We start from the raw sequence: 23,810 nt of genomic DNA on the forward strand, positions 1-23,810 counted from the left end.
GCCATTTCATGGAGAAAAAACATGGAACAATACAAAATAGAGATGGTGTTGATGATCTACTCGATTGTCATCGGTTTCTCATTTAATATTTTTCGCGAAAATAAGTTGAAAACCTTTCAATTTATCGTCGCCATTTCCCTTATCCTTTGTTTAGCGGGACGCTTACTTTCCGTTTATAAAAAGTTTCACCCCCAACCAATATTGTACAATGAAATATATTTTCTCATCGATATTTTTATTATGGTGGCTTTCTATCGTTCGTTGACCATTCTGCGAAGACTGAGTTGTGAGGAAAGCAACGAGGAAAATAACTATCAGTATATTTGGCTATGGCTTGGAATCACCATGACATTGACCTTTGCATACCGAACTATTTACTCTGGGATTAGTGTGTATAGCGGTGGGCAAATTTTGGCAGTTTTATTTTGCTTAGGTGGCTTTGGAATTGCCAACATCTGTCAGCGAAAACACTACACAGAACAAAAGCTAGATCGACTACAGTTGATGTATTCCATCCCTTTCTTTCTCGGATGCCTAGTCTATTGCGTGATGCGCTTTCGCATCACCGAGTTGTAACAAATTTCACGTATCGCACTGTGTGTTTTGAATCGTTGCACGCATAAAAATAACATACATCGAACACAGTGCGTTGTCGGGGCGGACCTCGTGTCCGTTTGTTCTCCCAAATACAGTTGGATATTCTTTTCCAAACAATAACAGGAAAAAAACATGACTGACGAAATCATAAAAGCAGACCCCCAAGCCAAAAAAAAAGCACTTGCGATGCTGATTCTCGGTGCGTGCTTTGCCATGGGCGTTATTTTTTTCAGTAAAAACTTTTTTGCCGATATTCAACAACTCGCACAAAAGCAACCCAAGCAAGCGTTTGCCAAATTTCAATTTTTTGTTTTGATCATTGCTGGTAGTATGACAATAATGCTAATGGGTTTTGCGATGTGGTTGACATTGTTGTCGCGACGTATTTATGTGGAGCAATGCTTCCCGCCTTCAGGTATGAAAGTACTGGGTGACACAAAAGTTATACGTGGTAGCGCAGCACGTAGACGCGCCTGTGTGGGTTTTTTAATTGCACCGTGCTTATTGTTATGCGCTTTGGGGGTTCCCATGATTATGTGGCTTCTTTTACAACAAATGGCAGCTAGTTTTCATTAGATTCTTTTAGAGATACGCATCTTAATTTTGATAAAAAAAGTGACATTTCGCTTTTGCTATTTTATGATGTTGTGATGTGCTAAAACTTCAACGCATAGGAAACTCTATTTTTAGCGAAAGATACCATGAGAAAATTTATTCGTTCGTTTAACAAACATGTATTCATCACTCTGATACAACTGTCATTAAAGTTACGCTATCGCTATTACATCACTGGCTTAAAAGAAATAAAGAAAACCGTTTTAAAAAGTGAGAAGGGAACGTTGTTTTTGCCTAACCATGTTGCATTACTCGATCCATTGGTGCAAGTTAGTCTTTTATTGCGGCGTTTTAAAATGCGACCTGTTTTGCACGAAAAGTTTTATTATATTCCCGGTATCCATTATGTTTTGACGCTTCCTCGGTCTCTTCCTGTGGTTGATCTCGCTAAAACCGACAATTGGGAAGGTCGAAAACAACAATACTACGATCTACTTGAGGAAATTATTGGGGGATTGAAAAAAGGTGAACGTTTTATGTTTTACCCTTCGGGTAAGATAAAAAGAACGGCCTATGAAAGATTGGAAGGTGCTTCTGGGGCGTATGATATTGTTAGCCAAGTCCCAGATTGCCATGTAGTTCTTGTCAATGCTCGCGGACTATGGGGAAGTCGTTTTTCTTATGCGGAGCGCCAAGATGCGCCCGATTTGTCCGTGGCAATGAAACATACATTATGGGATTGTATGAAAAGTCTACTTCTTTTCTTGCCTAAGCGCCGTGTATATGTCGAGTACTCTCTTATTCCTCCCGAAATCAAAAAGATCAAAAGTCGTACAGAGTTTAATCGGGCTTTAGAAAAATGGTACAATCGCGATGGCAATGAATCTATTGCCCAGCCCCGTGTTCCGTTTCGTAAGCATCCCAAAATTCAAAAACGTTTTTGGGCAAAGATCGATACGGAGCAAATTCCTCATGAAATCGCCGATCCTATCTTAGAGAAACTTACCCAGAAAGTAGGTCGCCCCGTTTCCTTAGAAGATGAATGGGGAAGAGATTTAGGATTAGATTCCATCGAAATGATGGACATTATCGTCGAATTTGCAGATGAGTTGCGCATTGAACAAGTAGAGTTGATTGATATGCTAAAAGTCAAAGATATTTTTCGACCAATTTTAGAACTACATCACTCTCACTATGATATTGAAGGCGACGAGAATTTCCATCCGGTTTTTGAATAGGTATATCTTTTTATATTTGACGAATCTTGCAATGCGGTAAGGCCTGCTTTAGCAAATGAATTTCGGGGTAGAACGTTTCTTCAAAACACATTTCTTCTAAATTGTCGGATTTGAGAAGTGCTTTTGCCACCGGCGGATTTAATTTTACCTGTTTAAAGTGCAAATGTTTTATCTGTGCAATATTCCATTGATTGATGTGCGCTGCAAAAACATTTGCATTTATGATTGTAACTTTTTGCAGTCCTTTAATACCGTTAGGTTTTGATCTATTTAAATCGCTAAAAATTACATTGCTGATATCGACATTGTCGATCACGATTGACTTTATACACGTAGTTGCAGTCCTAAGTTTCACTTGTCGTGATGAAGATATATTCATGTGACAAATTCGTAGTTCCTCAATTTCATGAAGGCCATCCAGCCATTCCAGGTCGTATATATTGCCCTGCACAACTAAGGAATTCGCAATCCCTCCTTGGAATTTTGGCGAGGAGTCATGGAATATTACTTTGTTAAAATTACAACGGATGAAACGACAGTTATCCAATTTTTCAAACTCCGTTTGTGCATCGCGAAAACTGCAATCTTGAAATATACATCCTTTTAATGCTGGTAGTTTATCCGACAAATAAAAAGTGCACCCTTCATAAATGGTACGGTTTTGTACAGTGTTTAGGTTTTGCTTGGTGACGACCGCGGCATAATGAGCAAGATACTCGACCATACGCGGCGTTAGTATGTTATTGCATGTATAGGCCAGAGAAAACCAAATTTCATTTTCAATCCAAAAGCGATAAATAAACTCGAAAAAGCTGGGAGAACACAGCTCTAATTCAGAACCTTCAATATTGACAACAGACTGGTTGACCGACGCATATTCTTCATAACCGTAGGGTTCCACACAGCCTAAAACACAATGTTCTCCATTGTCACCAACAAACAAATACCAATGGTAGCACCATTGCGAATCCGCGATCAGATGTAACAAAAACCCCGAAGGATTTTGGGTACGCGTTACCTTTTCTCCACTATCAAAATAATAATCCGTTGAGGAGAGCATGTATTTTTGTAATTTTTTTTCAATAAATACATGTAACGATTGCGGCAATTCGATGTCGTTTTGTTTTGCAAGTTCAATGGTACCATCGAGGTTCCCACCCATACCTCTTTCACGTTGCGAGATGATCCACGAAAAATCTTCGTCGGTATCTTCTGGAATAGGCGGTAAATTTTCATAAGGAAATTCATAGTAGGTTGCGAAATCGTTCACTGTACGAAAACCAGGCAAATCATTGAAAACCCAATTCGTTTTAATATTTTTCATTCATACGACCTTTATTAAAACAAAACAAAATACTGTTAATTGTGCCAAATTCTTTTCTATCCTGTTAAGCCTCTTTTTCCATCCTATTTCAAAGTAGCATGTTGAATCTTGAGTTGAATATTCAATTTGAGATGCGAACACCTTTGATGAATCGTGGAACAAAAACCGTTAAACATCAACGCCGAATTTTCTTGGGCATAGTAGCCGGTAACAATGTCAATAATACTCAGTAAATCACTGCAATAGGCGAGATATAGAATGTACTGTGTGCGCAATTCATGATCTAGTTCACCATGCAAGTCTTTGGAACTTTGCAACATGTTGAGTAAACTCACCAATGTATTTAATTCATTGAAACGCTGGCGAAATGAGTACACACTCAAACCAAATAAACTCATTAAGATCATCGCTACTCCAATGAACGTTTCGGTAAACGCGTCGGCCTTTTGTAGAGAGTCATTCACCACGGATTCTCTCTCCGGAGAAATCTCTAAATTCGTCGGGTACAAAGCGCGCGCGATATTTTTCACATGTGCTGTGCGAATATGGGGATTTGCCACCACATAACGATGCACCCAATAACTTTGCACCGTCATTTGTGGAGCAAATGGATTTTTTAATATATAGCCTTTGGAAAGTTTTATCTTTTGCAAATAAGATTTTGTGTCTCCCCAAACTCCTAAATCTACCGTGCGAAACCTAAAACCTTTGTCAACCAAAGAGCGAATGGCGGCCATATTTTTCTCTTCCATGGATTTCACCACTATAACCGCATCAACGTCTGGTGGTAGGATGAATTCTTCGTTTTCGACCAATCGCGGCCAGTCATGTGTAAAGGTAACTTGCATTCCCATGACTTTTAGACAACGTTGTGAAAGTGTATGACTTCCCTGATTTTTTACCGAGGTACATACTCTTTTTACTTGATGTTTTTTTAGTCCATCACGTACCAAAAATATAATTAGTTCCTTTTCTGGGAGTATGAATCTTTGATATTGATTCGGAAAATCAACACCTCCTTGTACAAAAGTAATATCGACTTTTTTGTCATATAACATTTCTAATCCATGGCTAGAACCATTGCAATTAACAATGTTAATACCGACTTGGCCGCTCATTACCTCGACAATGTTTTGTGTATCGCGGTCGGATAAGGCAATGGAGATTTGAGGGGTCACTACAAAGTCGTAATATACCCACCAAGCACTCCATATGAGTAATAATATAAACATATATCCCGGTAAACGGTGTATGCTAAAAAAACTATTTTGTTTTGCCGCAGATTTACTTTTTGTTGCCGCTTCCGAAACTTGTTGGGAAACCCTCTGTAAACCTTCATGTTGTGCAAGTTGTTGTTGTATTTCTTCGCAGATTTTTTTGCTTTTTGCAATAACAGGTTCAATTTCCAAACGCAAATCGCGATTTTTGGGTAGTTTGATGGAAATAGACCGTTTGTTTTTTTTTGTTTGTGACACAACTTCTCCCTTTTTATAAGTATTAAGTTAACTTAAAGAGCAAAGTTTGTGCCGTTTAGTTTTTGTTAGGCGTGGTTAATTGCTTATATTTACGACTCTACTGTTCGTTTATTTGTTGGCGCGCTTCCATTAGGGCGAAACCGAGTAAGTTGAGACCTTTCCAATGGTTCGGGTCGTAGACTTTTTCGTTGCTAGCCGCTAAGCCAATTCCCCAAATGCGATCGCGCGGACTTGCTTCTACTAAAATGCGCGTTCCTGTTTGTAGCAAAAAATCTTTGAGCGATGTGTTTTGTGAAAATTTTGCGACGCACCCTTTTACTACAATGTCGAAGCGATGTTTTTTCCACGTATCGTCGTCGAAATTGCGTACCTTGCGGCCGAATTTTTTGGCTTCACCGGGTGTTTTACACTGGATAATTTTGTCGTGATACTCTTGGTCGTTAAACAGCAGAGCTTTCTGCGCCATCATGTAGTGTTCGGCGGTGGCGTATGTGATCCCATCTATGCTAAACGGCATGGGAAACCAATTGCTAAAACAGCTTTTGTCAATTTCGTTTTTGTTTTTGGGGGTATGCCCCCAGAAGAACACATATTTCAACTTCGTGTTTTTGTTGTGTTCTTCGATGAGTTGTTCTACAGTACGGATGTCCATTTTCACTCCTGTGTGCGCCATTCGAATATGGCTATTTTACCATCTTTCTCTTGTATTTCGTATTTCTCTTGAAATAACGTTTCTTGGATGTATACGTCAAAACAGAAGGTTTGATATAGCGTTTTTACTCCATGATACGATTTAGATACACGTTCTTCGTCGTTTTCGCCGCGAAAGACCAAACGGTAGTGCTGGTGTTCTACAAAAGCCAACTCTTCCTTTAGGCCTCTTACCGCCGCTTCTTCGGGCTTTTCATTGCATTGCAATTTTTCGCTGGGGGGTATATTGCGCTGGCGCCATGATTTTTGTTGTGGGAGATATTGAGAGGTCTCTATGAGTTGTGTGTTTTGTTGTTTTGGGTGATGAATGTGCATTTTCACTAAGGAGATTTCACGATAAATATCGTTCTCTTTGTACAGTTTACTTTCCCCTAGTTGTAGCTCTTCAAACAAGTGCTTTGCTGATTTTTCGCCGTTTTGCAGCTCGGTGAGCTTTTCTTCCCCCACCCACTTTTGAAAATCTTCCCAGGAGCATGTCCTGGGAAGGTATTGTTTATTCTTTTTCATCGTACGACTTTTTTCTTTGCTCCACGTAGAATCCAACGTGCGGTAATAAAAGTCATGAGTGGCAGGGCGCTTACTCCGATAATCGCCAAGTGACTATCTGTCCATTTACCTTCCGAATACTGGTACAGCGCTCCGGCACTTACAAATAGAAAACATGACCAACATAAAAGTGAGGTAAAGCGATAAAAAACACCGCGCCATCCGGCATTTACGGTTTGTTGTTTTTGTTCTTGTTCCTGCTCTACTGCTGCCATAGTATAGCCACAAGTATGGCAAAACTTTGCATCACGTGGTACGTTTTCTCCGCACTTTGCACAGGTAAGATGTGTTTTTTGGCTGCTCCCACAATGTGGACAAAATTTAGCGTGTTTTTCTACGTAGTTACCACACTGTATACACATTTTTACATTTGAGTTTAACTCCATGTTTAACTCCCCTCGATCTTTTTTAAAAGAGAATGAACAACCCATACAACAGCAACGGGAATGAAGAATAATATTACCCTTTGAATAGGTATTCTTAGCGTTAGAGAAATCACAATAACCGTTAGGATAATAACTAACAGGGCATTGAGATTGTTACTCTTATTTTCTACCGTTGTTTTATCAGAATTTTTGTCTCCTTGTAGAGGAGAATGGTCAGTTGGGGAACTGTTTTGTTTTTCTAGGTTTGCACCACAATGTATGCAAAAGACATGTTCCGCGTTAATTTGTTGCCCACAACTATTACAAATTTTTGTGTTTGGCATTACGAAGCCCTTCTTATATCGCTAAATATTGTTTCGCAGTACTGTTTGAATAGTACAACATCATCACTATCTACTTCATAAGGACTGTACTTTACTTTGAGGAACAGCTGGGTTAGCATTTGCATATTGTGCTTTGCCGTTGGGCTCACTTCTTTTTGTAAAAAGTGAAGATACTCTGTTGGTGTTTGATGCGTTTGCTTGTGCAGACCAAAAGTTTCCAATTTTTTTGATAGTTGTGTGTACTCGTGGATAATTTTTCCTAGTTCTGTATGTACTTTTTTCTTTGGCGCTAAGACTTTGGCGATCATTTTGCCCCATTTGGGTATATTTTCCGCTTCTTGTTGCGTTTCACTTTTTGAAAATAACACTTTAATTAAAAAGCGTATTGTTTTGATCACTTGCGGGACGACATAACAAAATATCAAAATTAATACAAAGGATACACAAAAAATGGTCATATTTTTGATAAATGTGATAATACCATTTGCTGTTCTCATTTGCCTCGATTGTTTCGACGATTTTTGCGTCGTATTGTTTGATGTTTTTGCCATTTTTTGTTGAGCGGTTTTGTTATGGGTTAATGTATCTAGCTTTTTTTGCTGTGGTGTAGCGCTTGAATTACGTTTTTTTGCATTGCGTTTTTTGGCAAGTTGTTTCTGTCTTTGAATGCGTTTTTGTCTTTGTATTTCTATTTGTTGGCGCAATTGTTGTTGTCGTTGTCTTTCGCGACGAATTCGCTGCAAACGTTTTCTGGCGAGTTGTTGCATTTTTTGTTGTTCGGGTGTCATAAAAAAACGGTCTTTGTCCGCGCGTTGCATATTGTTATTGCGATTGACGGAATCTTCGTTGGCAAAACGGCGTTGTTTTTTTGCGTTTTCTGAGCGATCATCAAATGGTTGCTGCCTTTTATTTCTTTGTGCCAAACGTTTTTTGTCATCGCTGAGGCGCTGATTGTTATCGCCGAAACGTTGATTGTTATCACTAAAACGTTGTTTATCACCATTATCACCAAAACGTTGGTTGTTATTAGCGGAGTTTTTATCGTTACGCGGGTCATTTCTCGCAAAGTCGTTTTGTGTTTCTCCGTTTTTATTGGGGTTGTTTTGGGTACGTTCGGATGAATGGCGACCACGCCTGTCATCATCATTATGGACAATGTTGTCGGCGCTTTGAATGTTTTCGCGTCTTTTAAACTCTTCGACTTTTTCTGTAAAGTCCGCATCTATTTGTGGATCATCTACAGGAACTGGATCGAATTTTGTCCAGCCTAAGACCTGAAAAGGTACTTCTACCCAGGCATGACGGTGTATCGAAGACACAACATATGCTTGTTTGTTTGTGTCCCATATGCCGCCGTGACATCCCACGGCGACGCGCGCTGGTATATCGATAGAGCGAAGGAGCAAAACCATGGCAGAGGCGAAATGCTGACAGTAACCACGACGTTTCTTGAATAAAAATTGATATGTGGCGTCACCGCCGCGAATACCTGGTTTTAAGTCATATGTGTAATTTTTTTGTAAATAACGCTCTATGCTTTTCACCTTGTCATATGGACGTCGAGAATTTCGTGTAATATGCTTTGCCAAGTTGCGATAAACTTGTATGTTTCGCGGGACACTGGTGTAACGGTAACTTACATTCATAATACTATAAGGGACTTGTGCTCTTGTTGTGGCAACATAGCTCACTACCTGATACTGATTTCCCTGAGTTTCGGGAAAAATATTACCTCCGCGATCCCGCAGGCCGCGTTTGATGTCGATATAACCTGGTTGCGTTAAATAGTAAAGTCGCGAAGTTGGCGCGTATAGTGTGTAGAGTTGCAATATCTTGTTGTGTTTAAATCGTGGTTTTCCCGCATTTAGAGCTATCCAACCGCCACTACTACGCGGTAAATCTTGTTGTTGAGTATTGCGCAAATACCAGTAACCGTTCTGTGCGTCATATGTGTCTAAGTGTCCTAGTTTCCAATACAAATCTTGCGAACGAATATCCGCATTTCCCAGGGTCTCCGTGGCTAGCTCCACTTCGAAAAGTTTTCGTGGAGAAATGTTTGAAAAATCAACATCACCAAATTTAAGATCGTTTTTTAACGACACCTGGGTATGGTTTGCGATGGGATTTTTATCACTGCTATTGCTATCGCTATTGGTTTGTTTATTATTAGCCTGTTTATTTTCTTTATTTTGTTTGGCTTTGCGTTGCGATTGTTGTTTTTGAGGTTGTTGTTGCTGACGGCGTTGTTGACTTTGTGTATTGTTCTGTATATTTTTTGCTGTTTGTGGTGTAGGAGGTTGTTTTTTTTGAAAATAACTACGTATGAGAGCGACACTATCTAGATAGTTGGATATTTGAGGAGTCGCAAAGGTCATCCACGTCATGATCATTACCCCAAACACTACGGAAACAATGGTGATGACGAAGGGGAACATCTTGTTTCTATTACTTTGTGCAATATATTTGTAGTTCATGTAGTCGTTGTGTATGACAATACAAAATACTAAAGCCGCGAGATAAAATCCGGCTTTGAGAACAGGATCACTTACGTCGTAAAGTTGTGATACACCAAAAAGTAAAGAGCAGGATAGCAAATATAGATATGTCGAAAATTCGCGAAAAATGAAACAGGCAGACAACGACATGGAATATATCATGAAGTAGCCAAAGTTGACTAAAGGGTGATTTTTAGTGGTATATAGCATATATACATAAAAAATCATACCGATAATGAATAACGTTTCTAGTTGTATATAACGCCGCAATTTTTCGAGAAACCCTTTGTTTTCTTTTGCGAGAAGAACTCCTAATACAAAAGAAAGAGGTAAAACGTATAATAGCCACAGTGGAGGTTGTTGCGAGGACATACTTAAAAAATTAAATATGGTAAATTCGCCGAGGCATGCCAGAGCTAGTAGTAAGAAAAATGAGTAAAACATTAGAAACCTCCTTCGAAACAACGAGCAATATCAGCGCCTTTTTCGACAACAACAACGTGAATGCCGCGTGCCATGCACATTTGTGGTAAATCGCTTTCTGCCATATAGCAATCGATACCATCATGCTCTTGTAATATTTTAAAACTAGTTGCTACGAGAAATATTGCTGTCACAGAAATATTACGGTATTGCAGCATTGTGAGTACTTGTAGGTAGTGTTGGGGATCACCAATATGGCTGCTAAAAATAACCACCACTTCCTCTCCTGAAGGTATTAGAGGCGCATACTCTTGGAGAAGTTCCAGTAGATTTTTGTCTCCTGATGGTTTCATTACCGCCATTTCTTCTAGAAGCCAGTTTAGATGTGCTTCACTCTTGCCATAATAAAAGTCATAGTCTTTTTCTCCTGCGGCAACAAGGCGAAATTCATAAGAGTTGTCCACGGCGTATTTCGCGACAGAGCCAGCTATTTTTATTGCGTAGTCCAAGTTCGTTGGACGAAATCCTTGTAGTGATTTACGGTATAAATCGAGAAAGATAACAATGCGCGAGGTGGTGATTTGCTGAAACTCTTTTATAATGAGTTTAGAGGTGCGCGCGGTTGCAGGCCAGTGTATGTAGCGCAAACTATCTCCACTACGATATTCTCTCGTTCCGCAAAAATCATAGCTTAAACCAGCTTTATGCGAAGTCCTGATACCTGAAAAGTGTAGTTTTTGCCTTCCATGAGGCGAAATAGATTTTAGCTTTACAATTGCAGGTAGCACTAATATTTTGTCAATGACTTGCAGTTCTTTACTCAAAATCCAAATGCCTAGTGGATCTGTTACCACGACATCCACGGGACCAATATTGTATTTTCCTCTTCCGGCAGCGCAGCGTGCGAAATATTGAATACTTTGTTTTTTACACCACAAATCGAATTGAGTAATTAAGTATTCATGTTGGCGATCGCAATACATTTCCGCACCAAAATAGTCTTTAATACAAATCCAACGTATGGGAAACCAAAACACACTTTTGATTTGTAGGTACACGGGAACTAGTTCATCTTCTATTGCTTTGTCGTTTGTTTCGCGTGTTACTTCTATTTTTTTTATAATATAGTGTACGTAGATGTAAGTGACAATCATCATCGCGAGCATGGTTTGTGCTAAGATAAGAGCAATACGCTCTCCGCGAATTAACCCTACGGCCAACAGAAAGAAAATAATGAAGATCCATGTCAATCTACGATTGCGTACATCAGAGCCATGGTATTTTTTGTAGGATTTCAAATTTTTTCTCCACCGCAGTAGTGAATGATGGTATCGCGAAAAATCGCCTCTACGCACACGAGTTCATCTGTCTCAACATATTCGTCTACTTCGTGCGCTTTTTGCGTAGGACCAGGGCCAAAATAGGCACATGGAATTTGAAGGCGTTCGTGAACAAGTTGCCCTTCTCCGTAACCAAAGTGCTTGGCGTCGGCAAATATCTCGCCTTCAATATAGGTTTCTACAATTTGGGCGAAATCCTGTAGCTGCTCTTTGTCTATGTGAAATGCGCCGTAGTCTAGGCGTTTTTCCACATTGGTTAACGCGTAACCGTGTTTTTGCGCAAAATCTTGCAAGATGTCGACGACAAAATCGGCATTTACCGTACTACGCGCAGGACGAATATCAAGTATGGCTTCGGCAATATCTGGAATTTTATTGGCAGACTTTTCCACGTTTATATACCCGTGTGTTTGATGGCCTGGGTCAGAACCACCGTGAAGGTAAGATAAGTTACAAGTGGATTTTCCCAATGACGGATGGGAATGTTCTTGAAGTGCCTCTTCGAGAACAGCTACGGCTTCTTGAATGCCACGGATGGCATTTTTTCCTTCATGAGGACGTGAGGCATGTCCTGTTTCGCCGTGAAGACGAAAATAAATTTCGATTACCCCGCGGTGCCCGTTGCGAATTTTCATTCCTGGTTCGGGAAAAATAGCGAGTTGTGCCGCAGGACTATATTTTTCTAGGTATTTTTCTATTCCCTTAAAATAGTACTCCTCATCGACATCAAAGACCAAATGTAAGCCACGTGTATTTTTTACGTGTGAGGCCGCGTGGAGTGCACAAGCAAGTCCACCTTTCATGTCCACCGCTCCCAAACCATACAGTTTTTTTTGCTGCACTTCTCCGCGAAATAAGTCGTGTTGCCAACCAGAGGAAGGCAGTACTGTGTCCATGTGGCAAAAAAAAATGAGCTTTGCAGGTTCATTATCGTGTACAATAAGATTATAGCGATCATTTTCAACTAATTGTCTGTGCATGGTCAATTGTGTGTGCTCTTTGATGTAAGACTCGATGAATTCCATGCATTTGTATTCATTGCATTTGCCATCAACATAGCTGGGGATTTGTACTAATTTTTGTGTTAATTCTATTATGCTCATTTAATTACCTCGGCAAACATTGTTGGTCGATAATTCGTATTGTTTACTAACTGATTCGCTCGGTAAATGATCGCGCGACTACTTGCTTTTTTTGTATTTATTATTTATTATAGCATATGTTTCTTTTTTTTTAGGAAGGATTTTTTTGTGCTAGCGAGAATAGTAATCATATCAGTACTAATCGGCTTAAATTCTTGTTCCTTTAAACAACATTATCCCAACGAAATCGTTCCTGTGGGAGAGCCAAGCATTGCGACACAGGCACATTTCTTGGCGGGGATACAAGAAGAGTATAGTATGAACTGGCGTAAAGCAATAGAGCATTTTGAGAAAGTTATTGCCATGGATTCTTCGGCGCCACGACCACACATTCACCTTGCGAGATGTTTGCTATTTTTGCAAAACATAAGCGAGGGCGTATATCATCTAGAACAAGCGGAAAATTTGGCTTCGCAAGACGACTATATGTTGTGGTTTGATATAGGATCTCTATACCACATACTGCGAATGAAAAACAATGCTCGAACTTGTTATGAAAAATCAATTACTATTTATCCTCTTTTCCAGAAAGCTGCTTTTGCTTTGATCGAATTGGATAAAATTTAGGAGAGCATCATGTTACGTATCTTTTTAATTTTTACCATCATGTTGAGTTGCATCTGTGCTGAATCTATCACCGCGAAAGACATTATATTTTTAGTCGATTTAGGTGTAGAAGAAACAGAAATAATTGGTCACATTAAGAAAGCGGAAAATCGTGGTACCTTCTCTGCCCAAGATATAAAACTATTGAAGGAAAAAGGTATTTCGTCACGGATTATTAAGGCGTTGTCGCGTACGGATGATTTGTCAGCGGCATCTATTGTTGAAATGCTAAAAGAAGGGCAAAGTAGCGAAGACATTATCGCCCAAATAGGGCAGGCGCAACAAATCGAAAATTATAGTGTAAAAGACTGGCTTTTGTTGCACCGCAACAAAGTACCGCAAAAAATTGTGAATGCCCTAAAAAATAAGTTTTCGCCGAAAAGTGACAAAGTTTCTATTAAAGACGTACGTAAGTGGTTTGGAGCAGGTAAAAGTAGCGACGAAATCATTGCTGCGCTCAAAAAATCAGAGATTGATCACGATAGTATAAATAGTAACGAACTACTAAAGTTGAAAAACGACGGTTACCCACTCGAATTGATAAAATTTCTTGCGGAAATACACTTGAATCCCGATCGCAAGCAAATTTCTGAAATAAAAAAACAGCAAAAAACACCTTTAGTTGAAGTGAAAAAAGAGCCAAAAAAAGATAAGCCCGTGGTAAAAAGAACAAAACCTACGAGTCGATTGGTTTCGCCAAAGGATGAGAAGGTTTATGTAAAATTGTATCCGAAAGCTTCTCACGTTCAATTGCCTAGTTTAGAAGAAAATGTGATTGCCAAGGTAAAGCGTGAGTTCTACTGCTCATTGTTTGCCGTGGATTCTCCTTTGGAAAACATCGAAGAATTTTATCGCAAAGCGTATAAAAAGACCCAAGTTTCACGTATTAACTTCAATGAACTTGTGCATATTTTAAAGCTGAAATTTGCTGTTCCTGGCAGTAGTGAAATGATGGAGATCCACTGTTATTCTATCGACACAAAAAACTTAGACCGCATTAAAAATATAGAGGCAATTCGCGAGACGATCGCAAAGAACGAGGCGGCAGTTAACAAAATATCTGCAGAGATACAAGAACAAAAAACTCTGTACGACGCAAAAAAGATTTCCTTAGAAGAACGTAATAAAAAATTAAGCCTGTTGCAATCTAAACTTAATATTATGCTAAACACCACAACTTACTGGGATCATGTGGTTATTAAGCATGTTTTGGAGAAAAAACGCAATATGCTTTTAATCATACAGCCGGTGGGAGTCTCGATTACTACCGAACCACAGGCAGGTTTGGTCGATCAAATCGCGAAGGTGAGTTTAGAACCAGCAAAAAGAAAGACACTAGCAAAAGATTACCCATTGGTGGTTTTTCCACAAACAAAACTCATTAGCCATGACAAGATGGAAGAAGGACTCAAAAGAACTTCTAAATCTCGATCTCTTTACCGTTCGTTGTTTTTGTGCAATTCGAGTACCGACACCGTGGAAGCGTACTATCGTAAATATTTCAAAGGAGCTTCTGTCTGGCGTATCCACTATCTCAACAGTTTTGTGATTGTCAAAGCTAAGTTTGAAGTTCCTCAAATCCGCTCGCAGGTAGAGGTGGCTTTTTATGCTTTAGACATAAGTCCTACATCTAAACGTTGGATGTCACGACAGAAGAGAATTAAGGAGCGCTTGCAAGAGTTAGAACGCGCAGTCAAAAATATTGACAATGAGATAAGTGCTTTGCGAAAATTAATGGCAAACAAGAAAATCTCTACTGACAATGCTGAATTGCGTATTCGTAGTCTACAACGCAAAAAGCAATTGAAAATGAATGCTTCGTCGTACTGGGATTTTATCGTGATGGACAAAGTAATGACATCGCAAAACAACATACTTCTTGTCAAGGAAATAAAACGCCATTTTTAAGTGAGGAGTAAAGTTATTTTGCATAAAATTGAAAAAGTTTGTCTTATTGCGATTTGCAGTATCATTTTGTGTAGCTGTACGATTTTCCAAGAACGAAATGTTGTCAAGGAATTGGGAGTAGAACTTGGTGATAGTGAAGCTCAAGTAGATTATAAAATGGGAGAACCCAAATCGCAGTTTAATTTTAACACCAAGGATCATCGTATTTCTGTTTGGAACTACAGTGAAGAAAAATTAGACTATCAGCCCATTTTAGAGGGCGATGATAATGGTGTTTTACCACCACCGCAAACAAGCATTCGTTCATATAATAAACAGCAGTGTCGTTTGGTTTTTGTAGACGGTTTTTTATGTAGTATCGAAGACTTTGTCGATAATAAGGTTTATCGTTTAGATCGTGAAGAACTTCCCGACAATGTACCAGCGATTTTAGATCAAATACATGGAAGACCCGACGAATCAAACTAAAGTTTGATAGCGATTATAACCGTGCTCGTAACCGGAAAATAAAGGAAGGTAATTATGAACAAAGATGAGTTTATCGACGGAAATGACGAAAAAAAAGCCGCCGATAAAGTTCAGGAGAATGTTTCTGAAGAGGCAAGTAGCCATTCTACGGAAACTACCAAAGAGGGCTCTACAGATGAAGCAGTGAAATCTATCAATGACGATCCTCTAGAACAAAGAATTATACAGCGTAATCTACATGTACAAATAAATGGCGACATTTCTTCTGAAGATAATAAACGAGCTGTTTCACAGAAAGATGACGCAACGAACAGCGCAGAGGATACGCCTAAGGTAGTTGCTAATAACACGACGGAACAAAATATTTCCGGTGAGCATACGGTAGAACACAAGGAAGACAATTCTGCTATATCGACAGAAGATACCATTGTCAGCGGTGCTGTCGCAGATATTGCGGCAGATGTCGTGATTGATAACTTAGAAAATTTTGATGCCGAAGAGACAGTGATTTGTTCTGGCGACGAAACTATTATTTCTAAGGTAGAAGGCGAAGAAACAATCATATCATCTATTGACGAACAGGCACTTTTAGAAACACAAAAAGTCGATGTGATTTCCTTGGACGGAAAAAGTGACGAAAGTACCACTGTTGAAGTTTCGATGAAAGAGGTTTTTTCGCAAAACGCGGCAGAACAAACGGAAGAAGAAGCACAAGAAGAAGCACAAGAAATCAATGGACGCAAAGTTTTGTTTCCTGCGGTAGCTGTAAAAAAAATCAAAGAGACAGGCATCATTGAAGATGCCGTGATTCCCTTTCTCAACCTCGACGGTTTAAGAATTGTTCATCCGCTCGTGATTCGAAATTGTCAGCTACAAGGAATTGTCGCACGAGGAACAGTATTTGAACAGGGAATAGAGGTAAGAGACAGCGAAGTAACAGAGCGACTTGAATTTAGTGCGTGGAGAGGTGACGAAGGTCTGTCGCATACGATTATACGCGAAGGTATAACAGTTGCAGATACATTAATGAACGATAATGTCTCTATGCGTAACACACGTGTCGTCGGCGATGTTGTTTTTGAAAATTGCGAATTCAAGGGAACTTTTCGTCTCGATCAATCGAAGATCGAAGGCGACGTCTTACTTGACGGCGAGGGGGACATTCTGCTTGTGAGTGCATTCCGTTGTCACTGCCATGAGTTCAAAATTCGACGCCACACGATCGTAGGTCATAAAAAAGAAAGCCTTGATTTAAACTCGTCAAAGATTGCGCGTATTAGCCTGAGTTCTTGTACTTTAGAACAAGCACTTAAAATGAAAAAATCACGCGTTGGAAACGATGACACCAATGATGCTTTTTACGCTTCCGGTTGCACGTTCGCTGATGTGGATATGTCGCAAAGTATGTTTTTCTCAAAAGTATACTGGCATGAAATAACAATAAAAGGCAAGTTTGTTGCAGAGATGCCCAAAGAAGAAAAAGGACGTAAAATCGGAAAACCTGTATATTTTAAAGAAGATATCCATTTTGACAGTATCAACTTTGAGGGAAAAACCGATTTTTACGGCGCGCGTTTTGGAAAATATGCGCGTTTTATCAAGTGCGTTTTCCATAAGCAAGCAAATTTTAATCAAGCGGAATTCCAAGACGTTTCAAGTTTTTGGATGAGCGAGTTTATGGGCAGGGCCGATTTTAAGAAAACGACATTGGGCGGACGTAGTAACTTTGGAAAAGTAACTTTCAATGGCCGCGGTTCGTTTAATGAAGCGACCTTTGGCGACGAATCGAACTTTTACCTTGCGGATGTGAAACAAGACATCTTTTTCACCGGCGCGACGTTTGAAAACCATCTCGTGTTACGCAATATTAATTTTGGCGGTGGTGTTGGCCTTTCCAAAATCTACGCGCGAAAAAATATCAAAATTTCGCAAAGTAATGTGGCGGACCGTCTAATCCTCAGCGGAAGTAATATTGAAGGTGCCATTATCGCCCCAGCTCTGACGGTTGGTACATGGGGTAGTTTGGCTGATAGTCGCGTTCATGGCTATATTGATTTTGGTGGACTTAAAGTAGGGACAAAACTCAGTGCTGAGGACAAAGAAAAATTGAGTACTTTTCATACCCAGGAAGAAAGAGGCAAGGATGATGTTGTTCCTGGTACGTTCTATATGACAGATAGTACATTTCACAAAGAAATCAATATGTTCTCTGCCAACATTGCTGGAGATTTATGTTTGGATGGCATCAACTCCTATGCTGAATGGGAACTCAATAGCGTAGATGTCGGCAACGACGTGGTATTTTCCAAGTCGTATTTTCGCGGTATGATTCGCTGTGAAAATTCAACGATTGGAGGAAAGCTGTACTCCCATAAGGCACGTTTTAAAGAAGAGGCCTCGTGGAATGGCCTCAAGTGTCAATCGGCGGACTTGCGTTTTAGTTCGTTTGATGGTGGTTTTACCATGCGTTATGGACGCATTGAAAAAGAATTGAAAATGTACAACACCGATGTCGACGGTAAGGTCGATTTATTTCGTTGTAAATTTGGCGATATTTCTTTTAACCATATGTTAGTTGACCACTTTTTGATTGATCGCCATTCCATTGGTGACGAACTAAGCTCGGAAAAGAATGGTGAATTTAGCCATGCGGTGACCGAATACGGAATTCTAAAACAATCATTTCATCAAAGAAATGACTATGAGAGTATGGATTGGGCGTACTATCGATTTTGCCGTTCAAAGCGTAAAATGAAAAAAGCCTCGTGGAAGAGACCAATGCGCAGTATGGGAATTTTCTTTGACTGGTTATTTCTCGATAAAGGTTTTGGCTACGGAACGCGTCCGATGAATATCGCTTTCGTTGCGCTTTCTTGCGTTTTTGTATTTGCCATATTGTTTTCCTTTGTACCAAACGGTATTCTTGGCCCAGACGGACCTCTGACAGATATTAGTTTTAGCGATTCCTTTTATTTGAGTATTACCACATTTGCTTCTATGGATTATGGTGACAGTGGTCCGGTTTTAGATCACTGGCTAAAGCATCTATTTTCTCTAGAAGGAATTTTGGGTATTTTTCTAACAACGCTCTTTGTCGCAACCATTTCACGAAAAATTATCCGCTCATAAAAATTTGACGATAAGGGAAAATAATGATTGCCATTGTAATACTCGCTGCGGGAAAGTCTTCGCGGTTAGGACAGAAAAAACAACTACTATCCTGGCAAAACACGACTTTACTAGAAAAAAGTATTCTCGCAGCACAAGGCAGTGATTATTCTCCCATTGTTGTTGTCATCCCACCTGAAGAAGACATTCTCCAAGTAGTTCACAACCATGACATCACTATTGCCATAAACCACCATCGAGACCAAGGGGTAAGTAGCTCCATTCGCTTGGGAACACAAAAAATTTTAGACGATAGTGATGTAGAGGCGGTGATTTTTATGGTTTGCGATCAGCCATTTATTTCCGCTGATGTACTACGACGTTTGGGAGATAAATATCGCGAAGGGCATGAAATCGTTACCTGTCAGTATGGCGAAACGTGGGGAATACCTTCGCTGTTTTCACGTAAATACTTTGATGATATTTTGCAACTACAGGGTGACCGCGGGGCGAAGAAGTTGTTGTACCGCTACCAAGATAAATGCGTAAGTATACCTTTTTTACAAGGAAATATTGACATTGACACCATGGATGAGTATAAAAAAATAACAGAGTTGGATAATATGTAGAGGTATTTCGTTTTTATATTGATACCCTCACCATCGCAGTTATGGTGATTTATGGATTAGGAATTCTTTTCTGAAAAATACCTAAATCCACAATGGTGAGGGCACCAATCGGAAAAAGAATCACTTTTCTGAAGAAAACCAAATACCAACAAATTTCAATACTAGGGGAGTTAAATTAAATGCGTAGTTTTTTTCTAATAATTACCATGCTGGCAGCGGTTTATGCGCAGCTAGATGAGAGCTTTAATGGCAAAGGTTTTGTTGTTCATGAGGACGCCGCAGGTGTTGGCAATGACTTTGGACAAGCGGTAACCATCGATAAAAAAAACCGTATCGTTGTTGCCGGTTTTAGCTCAAATCGCAATCACGGGCTCAATATAGACATGACGGTATGGCGCTATCTGGAAACAGGAAAAATTGATACCTCATTCAACAACAAAGGCTTTTTGGTCGACGACAATACCGCCGGTGGAAATAGTGACGAAGAAGGTAATGCCATTGCGATAGATCATAACAATCGCATTATTGTCGTGGGACGTAGCCGTAATGCGAATCGCAACGACGATATGGTCATTTGGTGCGTAAAGGACAATGGTAAACTAGACAAAAGTTTCGGGGAAAATGGCGTCGCTATCCATCACAATGCCGCAGGGGGAAACTTACATGACTATGGATACGCCGTGGCGATTGACGCACAGAATCGCATTGTTGTCACCGGAGAAAGTTATGCCGCGGGTTTTCCTCCAAGTTCGCAAATGATCGTGTGGCGTTATTTGCCAAATGGGAAACTCGACACCAGTTTTGGCAACGGTGGATGGCTGATCCAGGGCAATGATTGGGATTGGGGCTACGGTGTTGCAACAGTGGGAGACAAGATCATCGTCACGGGCAAAGGTTTGAATCCTACGGGAATGTATGTTTGGCAATTTCTAAACGATGGGACTCCTGACCCTAATTTTGGCGAAAAAGGTTTTGTGGTTCACAACATCGTAAAAGCCACAGACTTTGGTGATGAAGCTCGTGGAATTACGATGGATCACAGTGGAAAAATTGTTGTTGCTGGACGCAATTCTACCTTTAATGAGGGCCGCAATATGGCGGTGTGGCGTTTCAACGGTACGGGAACGCTTGATGCTTCGTTCAATGACAAGGGCTATGTTTCGCATAGCAACGCCGCAAAAGGCAATGGGTATGATACAGGACAAAGTGTGGCGATAGACTCTTTTGGCCGCATTGCCGTTGTCGGACGTAGTGATGGACAACACGGTAACCTTGATGTTGTGGTATGGCGTTATTTGCCCACAGGTAAATTGGACACCTCTTTTGCTGAAAAAGGCTACATCATTCATCACAGCACTGCTGGAGGAAATCATCACGACTTGGCACAGGCAGTAGCAATTGATAAACACGACCGCATTATCACGGTTGGGTGGAGTTTTAATAAAGAAGGCAATTATGGAATGACTATTTGGTGCCATCGCTAAAGGAAATAGTAAATGAACTGGGAAAACGTTGCGGGAAATCCCGCGCATGTGAAGAGGTTGTTTGTAAAAAGTGGTCTGTTTATTCCGATCGCCATTGCACTACCAGCGTTGTTTTTTCAACATGAAGTTTTGTGGATTGTCGGTGGTATACTGGCGGGATTTTCTTTTTTGCTATGCTTTTTTATCGCTTTTCTTCTCGGAGGTAGTATCCGAAGGTTTGAAGAGGTCGTTGCGCATATTGAAGACGGTGAGTACCTTCAAAAATGGACATATACGCAAAATGAATGGCGCCCATTTGCTGCCGCAGAGCTGGAGAGACGTCAAAAAAACTACCAAGCAGTGATAAAGTGGTCAACGATTATCTTTGTCGTTTTGTATGTCATCGCTGCTAGCTTTTTGTACGAGGAAAAAGACTTTTTACTACTTACAGGAATTTTTACCGGGGTATTGGTTTTTTTTGTGACCATTGTGTTTTTTGCTGGACGGTACCGCGAAAAATTATGGCAAAAAAACGCCATTGATTATGTCGACAAAGACACATTGATGACTTTTATTGGACCAGGTTTTTTCATACGTGGCAAAGAATACCAAAGTTTTAACGAAGTAGGTGTTGTGCTCCTCGATGTCTCATTGGAGGATAACAATTTAATTTTTAAAATCGAAATACAGGGCAACCAGCGCGTTCAACACGATCATTACGTTTTGGTTCCCCAAGGCGAAACACAACGCGCTGAAGAAATCGTGGAGTATTTTACAAAGAAGAGAGAATAATGAAGATTAACATCAAGCATTTGCAACAAGGAATATATCTCATCGAGGTTGGTGGTTCTACGGATAACATCTCTCCTCTCAAAAGCGCCATCGACGATTTACTACGCGACGGCTACAATAAATTTGTTGTCGATATGAATAAATTTGATTTTTTAGGCGCGGAAAATTTAGGGGTTTTGGTTCAACAAATACAAATCGTGCGCAATCGCGGTGGAGAAATTCGTTTTATTAATATAAATCAAACGCTTCTTGGTATTTTTCGCTATGCCGGATTTAATGATGAAAGTGTTTTTGCCTCAGGAATCAAGAATGCCACCCAGGAACTTTTAGCACATTCGCCCGCTGACGAACCAGAATCTTCGCCACGAGAAAATAAAAACGCGTATGAGGCAACGATACAAAAGAGCGGTTTAGATCCTTACGGATCGACGATTCAGGCGTCGGAATCTCTGCCAGCAAGACAATCAAATATTGAGGACCCTTACGGTTCGACAATTCAAACAAGCTCTGCACAAAATAAAAATTTGGACACACTTTATGGGGTCACAATTGTTTCCAAAAATGATCGCGCCAGTTCGCGACGAGAATTGAAAAGCGAAGAGGTGTATAAAGAAACGATTCAAGTGGAAGAATCAAAGAAAAAAAACGTGATATCACAACAGCCAGAAATAAAACGCAAATCCACCATTCGTTTCTTCAAAAGAATGTATCCTTTTTGTATTTTTCCACTCAAGGTGATTTTTTCACAAAAAAAGATACAGGAAGTCGTCAGTGAAAAAATCGAGCAAGTGGCAAGTGAAAAAGATGTTGTGGTTCAGCGCGAAAAACCTATTGTTGAAGTCGTACCGCATTTTCCAGGATGTCTGATTGTTCCCAGCCGTAAACAAGTGGATATCACTCCAGAGATTGCCGAAGCCAATTTTTCGGTGACACCGCTAGCGGAAAGTAAAAAGCAACTAGGCTATGTGGAAATACTATACAACGGTAAAGTGATCGATACGGTTGAAAATTTACGCTACAATGTCGAAAAACAGACCATTGCAAAGTGTGCTTTGTACCTCAGTATTATTTCACCCGTAATTTCAACGAGTTTAGATGCGCTTAAGATCGATTTTAACGAAGAACTTCCCGCGGCGATCGAATGGCTATCGCAAGCAACACAGTTGTGCGGTGGAAAAACCGGTTTTGGGGCAATACTCGCGGGTGTTTTTCTGTTTATCTCACTGGTTTTTTATATCGCAAAGCGACCTAAACAAGCAAATCCAATAGACAATGTCTTACCTGTCGAGGAAAGTGAATGAAAGCGACGTACCAACAATGTGCAGAGGTGATCGCTTCGAGTGAAGTAATGTTTATTCACTCAGGAGCAGGTATTGGGGTCGATTCTGGCCTACCAGATTATCGTGGTAACAAGGGGTTTTGGAATTGTTATCCGATGTACGAAAAACTGGGGATTGACTTTGTCGATGCCGCGAACCCCTATCAATTTGAAAAGGACCCGAGTTTTGCGTGGGGATTTTACGGACACCGTACGAATTTATATCGCGAAACGCAGCCGCATCGCGGATTTCATTTAATGCAGCAATGGATTGAAAAATATAACCAAGAGTATTTTATCGTTACCTCGAATGTCGACGGGCATTTTCAAAAAGCCGGGTTTAGCGACGACAAAATTTATGAGATCCACGGTTCGATTAATCACCTGCAATGTCTGACACCTTGTCGCGATGACATTTGGGAAAACAACGCCGATTTTGAAATTGATTTCGCGACAATGACCAACAAGCAAAATCCCAGTTGTCCGCACTGTGGAGGAACAAGTCGTCCGAATATATTGATGTTTGGCGATTGGAGTTGGATTTCACGACGTTCCAGCGCACAACAAAAGCGATTGTTTGACTTCGACGCGGTCTGCTGCGATAAGAAGACGGTGGTGATTGAAATTGGCGCAGGTACCGCAATTCCATCGATTCGCAGTGCAAGTTGGAGAAGAGGTTCGTCGGGAAAGGCAACGGTGATTCGCATAAATCCACGCGAACCACAAATTTCGGCACCCCATATTTCTGTGGCGTGCGGTGGTTTGGAAGCGTTGGAAGGTATTGATGATGCTTTGCAAAAGATGTAGGTAGAGACAAGTGTAGTATTCCTTTATAGACTACGGCTTTACATCCTGCGGTACAAAATAACACAAATGGAAGCAAATCCAGACGTGTTACGCCTCTCCCTGTGGGAGAGGCATGAGAATTAAGGCTTTTAGCGAAGCTAAAACCTTAAATTCGAT

At 40.3% G+C, this 23,810-nt stretch carries 21 protein-coding genes; 12 read left to right on the plus strand and 9 right to left on the minus strand.

What is annotated here, in order from left to right:
• Nucleotides 1-21 precede the first annotated feature (21 nt).
• The 3 genes from UABAM_RS02495 (at nt 22) to UABAM_RS02505 (ending at nt 2,390) form a co-directional block, all read left to right on the plus strand.
• The gene (locus UABAM_RS02495) at nt 22-576 is read left to right on the plus strand and encodes a hypothetical protein (protein WP_151966417.1); all 555 of its coding nucleotides are present in this window, start codon (nt 22-24) and stop codon (nt 574-576) included.
• Nucleotides 577-729: 153 nt separating this feature from the next.
• Nucleotides 730-1,173 carry a hypothetical protein gene (locus UABAM_RS02500; protein ID WP_151966418.1) on the plus strand — a complete coding sequence of 148 codons (444 nt, stop codon included), beginning with the start codon at nt 730-732 and terminating at the stop codon, nt 1,171-1,173.
• 125 nt (nt 1,174-1,298) lie between these two features.
• The gene (locus UABAM_RS02505; protein WP_151966419.1) at nt 1,299-2,390 is read left to right on the plus strand and encodes a 1-acyl-sn-glycerol-3-phosphate acyltransferase; all 1,092 of its coding nucleotides are present in this window, start codon (nt 1,299-1,301) and stop codon (nt 2,388-2,390) included.
• Nucleotides 2,391-2,400: 10 nt separating this feature from the next.
• Here UABAM_RS02505 and UABAM_RS02510 read toward each other — a convergent pair whose 3' ends face one another.
• The 9 genes from UABAM_RS02510 to UABAM_RS02550 all read right to left on the minus strand — a co-directional run bounded on the left by UABAM_RS02510 (nt 2,401) and on the right by UABAM_RS02550 (nt 12,516).
• Complete coding sequence (locus UABAM_RS02510; protein WP_151966420.1) at nt 2,401-3,714, minus strand: hypothetical protein; 1,314 nt, start codon at nt 3,712-3,714, stop codon at nt 2,401-2,403.
• An 83-nt stretch (nt 3,715-3,797) separates the two neighbouring features.
• Complete coding sequence (locus tag UABAM_RS02515) at nt 3,798-5,189, minus strand: hypothetical protein (protein WP_151966421.1); 1,392 nt, start codon at nt 5,187-5,189, stop codon at nt 3,798-3,800.
• A 97-nt stretch (nt 5,190-5,286) separates the two neighbouring features.
• A complete protein-coding gene (locus UABAM_RS02520) occupies nt 5,287-5,841 on the minus strand; it encodes an NADAR family protein (protein ID WP_151966422.1) in 555 nt (184 codons plus the stop codon).
• Nucleotides 5,842-5,843: 2 nt separating this feature from the next.
• Nucleotides 5,844-6,407 carry an NUDIX domain-containing protein gene (locus tag UABAM_RS02525; RefSeq protein ID WP_151966423.1) on the minus strand — a complete coding sequence of 188 codons (564 nt, stop codon included), beginning with the start codon at nt 6,405-6,407 and terminating at the stop codon, nt 5,844-5,846.
• Nucleotides 6,404-6,832: a zinc ribbon domain-containing protein gene (locus UABAM_RS02530; protein WP_173013097.1), complete on the minus strand. Its 429-nt coding sequence runs from the start codon at nt 6,830-6,832 to the stop codon at nt 6,404-6,406. The genes UABAM_RS02525 and UABAM_RS02530 overlap by 4 nt, the downstream gene beginning before the upstream one ends.
• 2 nt (nt 6,833-6,834) lie before the next feature.
• Nucleotides 6,835-7,155: a zinc-ribbon domain-containing protein gene (locus UABAM_RS02535; protein ID WP_151966425.1), complete on the minus strand. Its 321-nt coding sequence runs from the start codon at nt 7,153-7,155 to the stop codon at nt 6,835-6,837.
• A complete protein-coding gene (locus UABAM_RS02540) occupies nt 7,155-10,094 on the minus strand; it encodes a DUF4129 domain-containing transglutaminase family protein (RefSeq protein ID WP_151966426.1) in 2,940 nt (979 codons plus the stop codon). The genes UABAM_RS02535 and UABAM_RS02540 overlap by 1 nt, the downstream gene beginning before the upstream one ends.
• Nucleotides 10,094-11,371 carry a DUF58 domain-containing protein gene (locus tag UABAM_RS02545; RefSeq protein ID WP_151966427.1) on the minus strand — a complete coding sequence of 426 codons (1,278 nt, stop codon included), beginning with the start codon at nt 11,369-11,371 and terminating at the stop codon, nt 10,094-10,096. Before UABAM_RS02545 ends, UABAM_RS02540 begins: the two co-directional genes overlap by 1 nt.
• Nucleotides 11,368-12,516: a M20 family metallopeptidase gene (locus UABAM_RS02550; protein ID WP_151966428.1), complete on the minus strand. Its 1,149-nt coding sequence runs from the start codon at nt 12,514-12,516 to the stop codon at nt 11,368-11,370. Before UABAM_RS02550 ends, UABAM_RS02545 begins: the two co-directional genes overlap by 4 nt.
• 147 nt (nt 12,517-12,663) lie before the next feature.
• Here UABAM_RS02550 and UABAM_RS02555 point away from each other — a divergent pair, with 147 nt between their 5' ends.
• From UABAM_RS02555 to UABAM_RS02595, 9 genes are all read left to right on the plus strand, one after another.
• Entirely contained in the window at nt 12,664-13,122 is a 459-nt protein-coding gene (locus tag UABAM_RS02555) for a tetratricopeptide repeat protein (protein WP_173013098.1), read from the plus strand.
• Nucleotides 13,123-13,131: 9 nt separating this feature from the next.
• Nucleotides 13,132-15,069: a hypothetical protein gene (locus tag UABAM_RS02560; protein WP_151966430.1), complete on the plus strand. Its 1,938-nt coding sequence runs from the start codon at nt 13,132-13,134 to the stop codon at nt 15,067-15,069.
• Nucleotides 15,070-15,087: 18 nt separating this feature from the next.
• Complete coding sequence (locus tag UABAM_RS02565; RefSeq protein ID WP_151966431.1) at nt 15,088-15,537, plus strand: hypothetical protein; 450 nt, start codon at nt 15,088-15,090, stop codon at nt 15,535-15,537.
• A gap of 54 nt (nt 15,538-15,591) precedes the next feature.
• Complete coding sequence (locus UABAM_RS02570) at nt 15,592-18,666, plus strand: potassium channel family protein (protein WP_151966432.1); 3,075 nt, start codon at nt 15,592-15,594, stop codon at nt 18,664-18,666.
• A gap of 23 nt (nt 18,667-18,689) precedes the next feature.
• Nucleotides 18,690-19,274 carry a nucleotidyltransferase family protein gene (locus tag UABAM_RS02575; protein WP_151966433.1) on the plus strand — a complete coding sequence of 195 codons (585 nt, stop codon included), beginning with the start codon at nt 18,690-18,692 and terminating at the stop codon, nt 19,272-19,274.
• A 179-nt stretch (nt 19,275-19,453) separates the two neighbouring features.
• A complete protein-coding gene (locus UABAM_RS02580) occupies nt 19,454-20,758 on the plus strand; it encodes an NHL repeat-containing protein (RefSeq protein WP_151966434.1) in 1,305 nt (434 codons plus the stop codon).
• A 12-nt stretch (nt 20,759-20,770) separates the two neighbouring features.
• Nucleotides 20,771-21,529 carry a hypothetical protein gene (locus tag UABAM_RS02585; RefSeq protein ID WP_151966435.1) on the plus strand — a complete coding sequence of 253 codons (759 nt, stop codon included), beginning with the start codon at nt 20,771-20,773 and terminating at the stop codon, nt 21,527-21,529.
• Nucleotides 21,529-22,830 carry an STAS domain-containing protein gene (locus tag UABAM_RS02590; RefSeq protein WP_151966436.1) on the plus strand — a complete coding sequence of 434 codons (1,302 nt, stop codon included), beginning with the start codon at nt 21,529-21,531 and terminating at the stop codon, nt 22,828-22,830. Before UABAM_RS02585 ends, UABAM_RS02590 begins: the two co-directional genes overlap by 1 nt.
• Nucleotides 22,827-23,654 carry an SIR2 family NAD-dependent protein deacylase gene (locus UABAM_RS02595; RefSeq protein WP_151966437.1) on the plus strand — a complete coding sequence of 276 codons (828 nt, stop codon included), beginning with the start codon at nt 22,827-22,829 and terminating at the stop codon, nt 23,652-23,654. The genes UABAM_RS02590 and UABAM_RS02595 overlap by 4 nt, the downstream gene beginning before the upstream one ends.
• Nucleotides 23,655-23,810 lie beyond the last annotated feature (156 nt).

It is taken from the genome of Candidatus Uabimicrobium amorphum, assembly GCF_009002475.1.
In the GTDB taxonomy this organism is placed as follows: domain Bacteria; phylum Planctomycetota; class Uabimicrobiia; order Uabimicrobiales; family Uabimicrobiaceae; genus Uabimicrobium; species Uabimicrobium amorphum.

Bases quoted from the DNA above. Each gene is read 5' to 3' on its own strand.
- UABAM_RS02505 (WP_151966419.1), top strand. From the start codon at position 1,299: ATGAGAAAATTTATTCGTTCGTTTAACAAACATGTATTCATCACTCTG.
- UABAM_RS02550 (WP_151966428.1), bottom strand. From the start codon at position 12,516: ATGAGCATAATAGAATTAACACAAAAATTAGTACAAATCCCCAGCTAT.
- UABAM_RS02540 (WP_151966426.1), bottom strand. From the start codon at position 10,094: ATGTTTTACTCATTTTTCTTACTACTAGCTCTGGCATGCCTCGGCGAA.
- UABAM_RS02560 (WP_151966430.1), top strand. From the start codon at position 13,132: ATGTTACGTATCTTTTTAATTTTTACCATCATGTTGAGTTGCATCTGT.
- UABAM_RS02590 (WP_151966436.1), top strand. From the start codon at position 21,529: ATGAAGATTAACATCAAGCATTTGCAACAAGGAATATATCTCATCGAG.
- UABAM_RS02530 (WP_173013097.1), bottom strand. From the start codon at position 6,832: ATGGAGTTAAACTCAAATGTAAAAATGTGTATACAGTGTGGTAACTAC.
- UABAM_RS02585 (WP_151966435.1), top strand. From the start codon at position 20,771: ATGAACTGGGAAAACGTTGCGGGAAATCCCGCGCATGTGAAGAGGTTG.
- UABAM_RS02520 (WP_151966422.1), bottom strand. From the start codon at position 5,841: ATGGACATCCGTACTGTAGAACAACTCATCGAAGAACACAACAAAAAC.
- UABAM_RS02510 (WP_151966420.1), bottom strand. From the start codon at position 3,714: ATGAAAAATATTAAAACGAATTGGGTTTTCAATGATTTGCCTGGTTTT.
- UABAM_RS02535 (WP_151966425.1), bottom strand. From the start codon at position 7,155: ATGCCAAACACAAAAATTTGTAATAGTTGTGGGCAACAAATTAACGCG.
- UABAM_RS02495 (WP_151966417.1), top strand. From the start codon at position 22: ATGGAACAATACAAAATAGAGATGGTGTTGATGATCTACTCGATTGTC.
- UABAM_RS02525 (WP_151966423.1), bottom strand. From the start codon at position 6,407: ATGAAAAAGAATAAACAATACCTTCCCAGGACATGCTCCTGGGAAGAT.
- UABAM_RS02595 (WP_151966437.1), top strand. From the start codon at position 22,827: ATGAAAGCGACGTACCAACAATGTGCAGAGGTGATCGCTTCGAGTGAA.
- UABAM_RS02500 (WP_151966418.1), top strand. From the start codon at position 730: ATGACTGACGAAATCATAAAAGCAGACCCCCAAGCCAAAAAAAAAGCA.
- UABAM_RS02580 (WP_151966434.1), top strand. From the start codon at position 19,454: ATGCGTAGTTTTTTTCTAATAATTACCATGCTGGCAGCGGTTTATGCG.
- UABAM_RS02575 (WP_151966433.1), top strand. From the start codon at position 18,690: ATGATTGCCATTGTAATACTCGCTGCGGGAAAGTCTTCGCGGTTAGGA.
- UABAM_RS02570 (WP_151966432.1), top strand. From the start codon at position 15,592: ATGAACAAAGATGAGTTTATCGACGGAAATGACGAAAAAAAAGCCGCC.